The sequence below is a fragment of the Pseudomonadota bacterium genome (assembly GCA_039028935.1).
Classification (GTDB): Bacteria; Pseudomonadota; Gammaproteobacteria; order Steroidobacterales; family SZUA-146; genus SZUA-146.
This window is the reverse complement of sequence record JBCCHD010000018.1, coordinates 64,762-71,834: the sequence shown is the minus strand read 5'-3', so window position 1 is coordinate 71,834 and position 7,073 is coordinate 64,762. Positions and strand designations below refer to the sequence as shown.

Below are 7,073 nucleotides of genomic sequence, written 5' to 3'. Positions count from 1 at the left end.
TTGATGGCAGAGGCGGGCGTGGGCCGAATCGCCACGTTGGCGGGTCGCTATTACGCGATGGACCGCGACAATCGTTGGGATCGCATCGAGCGAGCCTACACGCTGTACACCACAGGCGACGCGCCGCACGCTACTCCAACCGCGTTGGAAGGCTTATCCGAGGCGTATGAACGCGATGAAAATGATGAATTTGTCAGCCCCACGCGCGTTGGGGATCCGGCGCTCATCGCGGACGGTGACGCGGTGGTGTTCTTGAACTTTCGAGCCGACCGTGCCCGCGAAATGACACAAGCCTTTACGGCTTCGGACTTTGACGGATTTGATCGGCAACACGTGCCAACGTTGCATTCGTTTACTTGCATGACGGAGTACCACAAAGACTTTGATGTCGAAGTGGCCTTTCCACCCGACAGCTTGCCAAACGTGCTTGGGGAATACGTATCGGATTTGGGTTTGCGTCAACTGCGCATTGCCGAAACGGAAAAATACGCTCACGTTACGTTTTTCTTTAATGGCGGCGTTGAGCAACCCTACGAGGGCGAAGAACGCGTGCTGGTGCCGTCGCCGGACGTGGCCACCTACGACCTGCAGCCTGAAATGAACGCACCGTTGGTGACCGACGGACTCGTCGAGGCGATTGAGTCCGGTACGTTCGATTTGATTGTGTGCAATTTTGCCAACGCGGACATGGTCGGGCACACCGGCAAATTCGACGCCACCGTGAAAGCCATCGAGGCACTCGATACCTGCTTGGGTCGAGTAACCGACGCGATTCGCCGAGCCGGCGGTGAGCTTCTGATGACCGCCGACCATGGCAACGCGGAGAAGATGGAGGACGAACACACCGGACAGGCTCACACGGCGCACACCACCTTTGATGTGCCCCTGTTGTATATCGGGCGGGAGGCCGAAATTATTGAAGACGGAGTGCTGTCCGATATTGCTCCGACGCTGTTGCATATGATGGGGCTGGATGTGCCTGAACAGATGACCGGCCGCTCGCTCATTCGGTTTAAATAGGCGTCTGCGTTGTCTCGAATCCGCGTTGTTCTACTTATGGCCTTCGCCTTGGCTAGTGCGCCATCGATTGCCGATAACGAGAAAGACCTCGGCGAGGTCCGCGATCGAATCGGTAAGCTTGAAAAGGAGATCAGCCGCACGTACGCGCGGCGCGATAAGCTGCAGGCACGATTGGCCGAGACCGAACGCTTAACGGCGCGGCTTCAGACCAATATTGCCAAACTAAACACTGAGCGCGAGGCGAGCGAAAAGCGTCTTAAATCACTTGAGGCACAGACAGTTGAACAGCTGACCGCGCTGAAGAATGAAAAGAGCGATCTCGCGGCGCAAGTCTATTCCGCTTATGTGGGCGGCCGCCAAGAAAAAATTAAGCTCTTGTTGTCGCAGCGCAATCCGTCTGAACTTGGCCGGGTGGCGGTGTATTACGGTTACCTTAATCAACATCGATTGAAACAGATCGACCGTGTTAACGAGATGCTGTCGACACTCGATCAGCTAAGCGCTCAGGCGCAGCTTGAGAATCAATCGATCAAGCAGCTCCAACGCCAGCGTCACAGCGAACTCGAATCGCTAAAAGCGGCGCGCAAGGAGCGGCAACACGCCATCGAAGCACTCACCAGTCGTATCACACAAGGCGCCGATCAAGTTGCCAAGCTCAAATCAGAAGAGGCGCGTTTGGTTACTCTCATCGAAGAAATTGAACAAATTATGCGGGAGTTTCCGGTCGGTTCGCGCACCAGTTTTGCAAAACTCAAGGGCAGTCTTACCTGGCCGGCCAATGGCACGCTTCTGGCACGCTATGGGCAATCGAGAGGCGGCTCCAGCATGAATTGGGATGGCGTGCTCATCGGGGCGGAGCGCGGCGCGGCGGTTCGTGCCGTCGCACATGGGCGCGTGGCGTACGCCGATTGGCTGCCGGGACAAGGGTTACTCGTGGTGCTCGAGCACGGCGATAATTACTTTAGTTTGTACGGACGCAACGATACCGTGTCGGCCAAGGCCGGTGATTGGGTTGAAGCGGGTGATACCATCGCTACTGTCGGTGACTCCGGCGGTCAAGCGCAGGTGGCGCTGTATTTTGGCTTACGTCAGCAAAGCAAGCCCATCAACCCACGAGAGTGGTTCAAGCAACGCAATCCATAAATTCGTCGGGGCGTCCTGACGCACAATAACAAGCAGCACACACTATGAACTCTGCCCGATGGTTTCTCGCTTACACGCTCTTGTGTTCGCTGACGCTCGACGTTGCGGCCTACGACTATGAGCGTCAATTCGATGCCGCCCAGCCGAACACCTGGCCCGTCATTGCCATTATTATCGATGATCTTGGTAACGGTCGTGAGGAGGGTAATCGAGCGATCGAGCTGCCCGGTCCCGTGGCGTATGCGATTCTGCCTCACACCCCTTTTGGTCCGTCCTTTGCGCGCAAAGCCAACGACTTAGGTAAAGAGGTGTTGTTGCATCAGCCACTGCAGGCAACCCATCGAAATCACTTATTAGGCGATGGCGCGATTACAATCGACCACACCCAAGAAGACGTTCTGCGTACGCTGCGTGGTAATCTGGATACCGTACCGTTTGCCGTGGGTGTGAATAACCACATGGGCAGTTTGCTCACTCAGCGTACCGGCCATATGCGTTGGCTCATGCAGGCCATATCGCAATCGCCGCTGTATTTTGTCGATAGTGTGACTTCCGGGCGCAGCGTTGCGCAGTCAGTGGCCGCAGAGGTCGGTGTGCCGACGGCGCGTCGTGACGTATTTTTAGATAGTGACCCGTCGTACGAGGCGGTGGCGCAGCAGTTTGAGCGCCTCAAGCAGCATGCTCGACGGCACGGATTCGCGTTGGGTATCGGTCACCCCTTCCCACACACGCTTTCGGTACTGGAGCGTGAGCTGCCGAGGCTGGCGGGGCTCGGTTATCGGTTCGTGAGCGTTCAACGTATGATAGAACTGCAGGGCCACCCGCTCTCTGAGCCATTATCCATTCGTGAGGAGTCTCCATGAAAATACCCCTTCACTTTTTACTGGTGGTCGCGCTGGCCACAGTGGTTGCCGCATGCGGTGGCGAGTCAGCCGATGAAGAGCGCGGTCAGTTCAACATCGACAAGGACATTAATCTGTCGGGCGAGAAAGCGGAAGAAATGGTCCGCAACCTTGAGGAGGCGGTTAGTCAGCTCGGCAAGAAAGTGGATGTTGTGTCGGCCCGCGACCTTAAAGCGGTCATGCCAGAGCGTCTTGATGGCATGACGCGCACTGCGTACAGCGCAAATAAGAAAGGGCTTGAAGGATTTAGTTTCAGTGCATCAACCGCAACGTTTGAGGAAGACGATGGGCGGGGTGTGCTCGAGTTGAGTGTGACAGACATCGGTAACATTCAAGGCTTTGCCCAGTTCGGACTGGACATGCTGGACATGGAGATCGATGAAGAAAATCAGGACGGTTTTCAGCGTACGGTCGATTATAAAGGCCACAAGTCGTACCAGCGTATGAGTAAAGTCCGCTCGGGATCTGAGTCGGAAATGGTGGTGTTCGTCGATGGGCGCATCATTGTGCGTGCGGGTGGCGTCAACATTGCATGGGACCAAGTTGAAGAGGCGGTCGATGCCATTTCAGTACGCAAGCTCGAATCGCTGATCAAGTAGCCGCGGTGTGCGGACAGCAAACGGCTAGGCCTGCGTGTCGGTTTCATCCATGAACGTCCTGCGCCAATCTGGGCGACCTATACGTAAGAGTATGCGCTGTTTTCCAATGACGTGGCCTAACCGGTCCGGCCTATTCGCATGCAGTGAGCGATGTTGATGCGCGGACCGCTTCTGGGACTGCTCGCGCTGATCAGCTTCGCCTACGCCGGTGCGGTGACGGTCGGCAACATCCGCTACGCGCAACAAAAACCTGAGGCCGAACGCACGGAATACGATGATCTCGCGTTGCCAGCCGGGCTGGCGATCACAGCGCAGCGAGATGGCAAAATCCTTGACTATATCGCGGTGTCGCCTCCGGCGGATCGCGTGGTAAACGAGCCGATGCGAGCGGATGTTTCGGTTACGGTGTTCGGCAGCGAGCTGGCACGGTTTCCCGCGGCATGGGTTAACGTGCACGTGCCGGCAAAAGATCGTGCACGCTATGTGCAGCGATTTCGAACCGGCATGCTTGAGTATGCCGACACGCGATCGACGCAGTTTTACTTGCTCGATGTTCCCCCTGATTTTGGCATCGATGGGGATTCGCCTCGGGCCAGCCTGTGGCTGTTGCCGTTGAAGGAAGCGGTTGGCGATCAGGCACCATCCGCGCTCGCCGCCGATGCTGTGGAACGCGGTCGAGCGTACATCGATCGGCCTCTGTCATCGTTGCGCGATGATCCGCATGCGCGAGCGGTGTTCGCGAGCAACTACGCGCAACCCGTTCGGGCGTTTCCAGCACTCGCCGCGCTGCTTGTTGGGTTGGCGGCGTTGGGGTCGAGACTCTTTATGCTTTGGCAGCGTCACCCTTGGCCGGTTGTGGCCTCGACGGTGAGTTTTGTCTTGCCCATTGTGAGCGCCGCGCCCTTTTTAACCGCGGCCGGTTGGTCACCGATTGTTGCCGCTGTTGTGTTGGGGTTTGTGATGACTACCGCCGCGGTCTGCGCGATTGAGCAGCGCGTGCTCGTGCCGCTCAGTCCCGTGTCTCGCCGCGTGCATCGGCTGGTGCGCGCCTTTGCCGTGCCGTTTGCGGTGCTGGTGATTGGGACGGGGCTGGTGGTGTCGTTTGCGAGCGTATCGGTGGTGCCATGGCAGGGCCTCGGTGGGGCAGATCCGGGCGCGATTTTCGTTGCGTCGCTCGTTCGGCCGGCGGTTGCGCTTTTGCTGGGCGGCACGGGCACCGCCGTGTTGCTGGCGCTCTTTTTCATCGTTTTAAACGCCCGTAATGCACGGGCGCGGCGTCGGCGCATCGGTTAAGCCATGCGATTGCCGCTTCGCTGGTAAGCGCCGCCGCCGCAACCTGTCCACTCGCCAAACGTTCGGTTATTCAGCCGCCACGCGCTCCGGTATACTCCACGCCAATTCTCTTTATAAGGAACGACGGTGTCGATAATAGTTGCTCTGCGAAAAGGCCATCAGGCGGTCATTGCGGCCGATACGGCACAAAGTGACGAAACCATGGTTATGCGCGCCAGTTATCTGGTGAATCATGAGAAAATAATTGCCGTCGGTGACAGCTTCGTTGGGTTGGCCGGCTGGTCGGCATCGCAGGATATTTTCGAGAGTCTGGTTCGCGAGCAGCCTGAGCTCATGCGCTTTGATTCGCGCGCGGCGATTTTTGACAGCTTTCGCGGTCTGCACGAAGTGATGAAAGAGAAATACTTCATCGACACTAACGAAGACAAAGAGCAGCCGGTCGAATCCAGTCAGGTGGGTGCCTTGATTGTCAATCCGCACGGTATTTTTGAGATTGAGAGCTACCGTTCAGTGAGTGAGTACACGCGCTATTGGGCGTTAGGTTCCGGCAAGCGTCTGGCCATGGGCGCCATGCATGCACTCTATGACACCACAGACGATGTGGCGGCTATCGCCCGCGCCGGAGTGGCGGCTGCCTGTGAGTTTGATGATGGCTGTGCCTTACCCATGACATGCCATGTGGTGGATCTCAAGTCTTAAATCTCCCCGACGTGTAACAATTTTCTGCCACGCCGTTGGCCAACATCGCGTCGTTCTCCACATCTTGCCGGCCGCGATGAACGCGCGCTCACGCACGATTCCTCTGTTGACGGGCGATCGCGATTACGCGGGCACCGATGCATCGATTAGCGAAAACGGGACTTTCAAGCCAAGCCGCCACGTCGATCTCGACCGGCTGTCTGCGGCCGGCATTCCGGTGGATATCGTGTTTGAGCAGGGTGCGAACGGCGCGGTGAACGCAGCGCCCGACAGCGCTAGGCGGTTGCTGGCGCTTGTGGAACGAACATAGGGTTATGCCTGCGCGGTGAGTTCCGTGTAGATGTCGAAGGTTTTGGCAATGGTTGTGGTGTAGTGAAAGTCGTTCTGGATGCGTTGTTGGGCCGCCGCACCCATCGCTTTGCATTGATTAGGATGCTCTACCAAATAGCGTAACGTGTCCGCGATCGCACCAGCGTCCGCTGGCGCGAAGATCATGCCACTCTTGCCGTGTTCGATCAGTTCGGGACTGCCACCTGCATCGGCGACTGTGGGTGTCACGCCGTTAACCATACCTTCGATGATGCCCCGCGGCAGACCCTCACGCTTGGTGGCCGGCAAAATACAGATGTCGGCTGCCGCGATCACCTGCGTGACGTCTCGGCGAAAACCTGTGAAGTGAATTCGATCGCGCATGCGACACCGCGCCAAGGTGTCGGCGTATTTTCCTTGATCGATGTTGCCGACCAGCAAGACATGAAGCTGCGCGAGATCGGCTAGTTGATGACAGGCGTCGATCAGATAAGGCAGTCCCTTGCGGGGTCGATCGTTCACCGTGCACACGACCACCGTCGCATCATCGGGCACGTTGAGTTCCGATCGCGCGATAGCAGGCTGGTTATACCAGCTCACATCGTGCCCTTTGTAGACCGTGACGGCTTTGTCGGGTGGAAAGCGCCAGCCCGGGAGACGCAGGGTCAGGTAATGCTGGCGAATGGCGTCTGCGACGCAGATGATTTTGTCGATGCGCGGATTCAAAAAGGTCAGCCATGAGATGGGGTCGTGTACTTTTTCAACGCCCGCAATGCCGCGATAGGCGAGTAATTTTGGTCTGAGTCCTTTGCTCGCGCGCAGGCCATTTTGCACCGCGCGATTGGTGAACATGTGAACGATATCAGGATCGAGCTGGTGTATATGCTCGCGTATTGCACGCGTGGCGTGTCGGTCCCAGCGGCTGCGCAATTCGAGCACGGCGTGCGGTACCTGGGCCTCTTCCAGTCGATGCGCATTCGGTGCGGCGGCACCGTGCAGCACGGTCATATCAACCCCGCGTTGATGAAGACCGATCAGTGATTGTGTTTCGGGTAAGTCGCCGCTAGGGCTGATGGCAAGCACTCGCATGGCGACAGTGTGCAGCCGG

General features: G+C 57.6%; 8 protein-coding genes. 7 read left to right on the top strand and 1 reads right to left on the bottom strand.

What is annotated here, in order from left to right; all coding sequences use genetic code 11:
• The 7 genes from gpmI to AAF465_10315 form a co-directional block, all read left to right on the top strand.
• A partial coding sequence (gene gpmI / locus AAF465_10345; protein MEM7083123.1) for a 2,3-bisphosphoglycerate-independent phosphoglycerate mutase occupies positions 1-1,020 on the top strand: 1,020 nt, incomplete at its 5' end.
• 9 nt (positions 1,021-1,029) lie between these two features.
• Positions 1,030-2,163, top strand: a complete 1,134-nt coding sequence (locus tag AAF465_10340; GenBank protein MEM7083122.1) for a peptidoglycan DD-metalloendopeptidase family protein — start codon at positions 1,030-1,032, stop codon at positions 2,161-2,163.
• A gap of 44 nt (positions 2,164-2,207) precedes the next feature.
• Entirely contained in the window at positions 2,208-3,026 is an 819-nt protein-coding gene (locus AAF465_10335; GenBank protein MEM7083121.1) for a divergent polysaccharide deacetylase family protein, read from the top strand.
• Complete coding sequence (locus tag AAF465_10330; GenBank protein MEM7083120.1) at positions 3,023-3,664, top strand: hypothetical protein; 642 nt, start codon at positions 3,023-3,025, stop codon at positions 3,662-3,664. The genes AAF465_10335 and AAF465_10330 overlap by 4 nt, the downstream gene beginning before the upstream one ends.
• Positions 3,665-3,820: 156 nt before the next feature.
• A complete protein-coding gene (locus tag AAF465_10325; protein MEM7083119.1) occupies positions 3,821-4,957 on the top strand; it encodes a hypothetical protein in 1,137 nt (378 codons plus the stop codon).
• Positions 4,958-5,083: 126 nt separating this feature from the next.
• On the top strand, positions 5,084-5,656 hold the full coding sequence (locus tag AAF465_10320) for an MFS transporter (GenBank protein MEM7083118.1): 573 nt from the start codon (positions 5,084-5,086) through the stop codon (positions 5,654-5,656).
• A gap of 76 nt (positions 5,657-5,732) precedes the next feature.
• Entirely contained in the window at positions 5,733-5,966 is a 234-nt protein-coding gene (locus AAF465_10315) for a hypothetical protein (GenBank protein MEM7083117.1), read from the top strand.
• Between the two features lie 2 nt (positions 5,967-5,968).
• Here the strand turns inward: AAF465_10315 and AAF465_10310 are convergent, their stop codons facing one another.
• Positions 5,969-7,054 carry a glycosyltransferase family 4 protein gene (locus AAF465_10310; GenBank protein ID MEM7083116.1) on the bottom strand — a complete coding sequence of 362 codons (1,086 nt, stop codon included), beginning with the start codon at positions 7,052-7,054 and terminating at the stop codon, positions 5,969-5,971.
• Positions 7,055-7,073: the final 19 nt, after the last annotated feature.

Excerpts from the sequence above, each read along its gene's own strand:
- AAF465_10325 (MEM7083119.1), top strand. The coding sequence starts at position 3,821 with ATGCGCGGACCGCTTCTGGGACTGCTCGCGCTGATCAGCTTCGCCTAC.
- AAF465_10315 (MEM7083117.1), top strand. The coding sequence starts at position 5,733 with ATGAACGCGCGCTCACGCACGATTCCTCTGTTGACGGGCGATCGCGAT.
- AAF465_10335 (MEM7083121.1), top strand. The coding sequence starts at position 2,208 with ATGAACTCTGCCCGATGGTTTCTCGCTTACACGCTCTTGTGTTCGCTG.
- AAF465_10310 (MEM7083116.1), bottom strand. The coding sequence starts at position 7,054 with ATGCGAGTGCTTGCCATCAGCCCTAGCGGCGACTTACCCGAAACACAA.
- AAF465_10330 (MEM7083120.1), top strand. The coding sequence starts at position 3,023 with ATGAAAATACCCCTTCACTTTTTACTGGTGGTCGCGCTGGCCACAGTG.